Below are 2,257 nucleotides of genomic sequence, written 5' to 3' on the forward strand. Positions count from 1 at the left end.
TCTCGACGACGGCCGAACCCTGACCCACTGACGGCGTATCAAATCTGACCCACTTGGTGATCTTCATCTGACCCTGGCCTTGGTGATCAAGGTCAGGAGGGAAGAGGTGATCCACGTGGAGGACTGGGCAGAGATCCGCCGGCTGCACCGGGCCGAGCAGATGCCGATCCGGGCGATCGCCCGGCACCTGGGCATCTCGAAGAACACGGTGAAACGCGCGCTGGCGCATGACCGGCCCCCGAAGTACGAGCGTGCGGCGAAGGGCTCGGCGGTGGACGCGGTCGAGGTGCAGATCCGCGAGCTGCTGCGGGAAACGCCGACGATGCCCGCAACCGTGATCGCGGAGCGGATCGGCTGGCAGCGCGGGATGACCATCCTCAAGGAACGGGTGCGTGAGCTGCGGCCCGCCTATCTGCCGGTGGATCCGGTCTCCCGGACGACGTATCGGCCGGGCGAGCTGGCCCAGTGCGACCTGTGGTTCCCCGAGGCCGACATCCCGCTGGGCTACGGGCAGACGGGACGCCCGCCGGTCTTGGTGATGGTGTCCGGCTACTCGCGGATCATCGCCGCGAGGATGCTGCCCTCGCGCCGGAGTGGGGACCTGATCGACGGGCACTGGCGGCTGCTGACCGCCTGGGGCGCCGTCCCCAAGATGCTCGTCTGGGACAACGAGGCCGGCGTCGGCAAGGGCCGGGTCACCTCCGAGTTCGCCGCGTTCGCGGGCCTGCTCTCCACCAAGATCTACCTCTGCCGGCCCCGGGATCCAGAAGCGAAAGGGCTGGTCGAGCGGGCCAACGGCTATCTGGAGACCTCCTTCCTGCCGGGCCGTCACTTCACCGGCCCCGACGACTTCAACACCCAGCTGGACGCCTGGCTGAAGGTCGCCAACCGGCGCGTCCACCGCACTCTGCAGGCCCGTCCGAGCGACCGGTGGGAGGCAGATCGGGCCGGGATGCTCGCACTGCCACCCGTCGACCCGCCGTCCTGGTGGCGGTTCCAGATCCGCCTGGGCCGTGACCACTACGTCCGCGTCGACACCTGCGACTACTCCGTCGACCCCGCGGCGATCGGCCGGATGGTGACCGTGCTCTGCGACAACGACGAGGTCATCGTCCTGGCCCAGGGCGGCGAGATCGTGGCCCGGCATCCCCGCTGCTGGGCCCGCCACCAGACCCTCACCGACCCGCATCACGCCGCCGCCGGCGACGTGATGCGCCGCGAAGTACACCGTCAGCACGGTGCAGCTGCCCGCGCGGCAGCGGCCCCAGACGTGGTCGAGGTCGAACAGCGCGAGCTGGGCACCTATGACCGACTCTTCACCGTCATCGACGGCGGCAACAACCAGGAGGCCGGCTGATGCCCGCTCGCACCGCCACCGACGCCACTACCCCGGCCACCAGCCGCCGCACCGGTCAGCAGACCGCCGCTGACCTCGCATTTCTCGCCCGGGCGATGAAGGCCCCGGCGCTACTGGACGCCGCCGAACGGCTCGCCGAGCGGGCCCGCAAAGAGTCCTGGACGCATGCCGAATACCTCGTCGCCTGCCTCCAGAGAGAGGTCAGTGCCCGCGAGTCCCACGGCGGCGAGGCCCGCGTCCGCGCGGCCCGCTTCCCGGCGATCAAGACGGTCGAGGAGCTGGACGTCACCCATCTGCGCGGCATGACGCGCCAACAGCTGGCACATCTGGGCACGTTGGACTTCATCACCGGAAAGGAGAACGCCGTTTTCCTGGGCCCGCCGGGCACCGGGAAGACACACCTGGCCATCGGTCTGGGAGTGCGGGCCTGTCAGGCCGGCCACCGCGTCGCCTTCGCCACCGCGTCCGAATGGGTCGACCGCCTGGCCGCCGCCCACCAGGCCGGACGCCTCCAGGCCGAGCTCACGAAGCTCGGCCGCTACCCGCTGATCGTGATCGATGAAGTGGGCTACATCCCCTTCGAAGCCGAGGCGGCGAACCTGTTCTTCCAGCTGATCTCGAACAGATACGAACGCGCCTCGGTGATCGTGACCAGCAACAAGCCCTTCGGGCGCTGGGGAGAGGTCTTCGGTGACGAGACCGTCGCGGCCGCGATGATCGACCGCCTCGTCCATCACGCCGAGGTCCACTCCTTCAAGGGCGACTCGTATCGCATGAAGGGACGCGAACTCGGACGCATCCCTCACGACGCCACCGACAACGACTGAACAACCGCAGCAGACACCACCTGGGTCAGGATTCAACCGCCCAAAGTGGGTCAGAGTTCAGCCGCCGCCGACA

Annotated in this window: 2 protein-coding genes; both read left to right on the plus strand. The window is 68.8% G+C overall.

What is annotated here, in order from left to right; genetic code table 11:
- The first annotated feature begins 106 nt into the window (after positions 1–106).
- Entirely contained in the window at positions 107–1,357 is a 1,251-nt protein-coding gene (gene istA / locus AC3ET3_RS35990) for an IS21 family transposase (RefSeq protein WP_432140172.1), read from the plus strand.
- Positions 1,357–2,184, plus strand: a complete 828-nt coding sequence (gene istB, locus AC3ET3_RS35995) for an IS21-like element helper ATPase IstB (RefSeq protein WP_432140171.1) — start codon at positions 1,357–1,359, stop codon at positions 2,182–2,184. Before istA ends, istB begins: the two co-directional genes overlap by 1 nt.
- The last annotated feature ends 73 nt before the right edge of the window (positions 2,185–2,257 follow it).

This window comes from Streptomyces sp. bgisy159 (assembly GCF_057707805.1).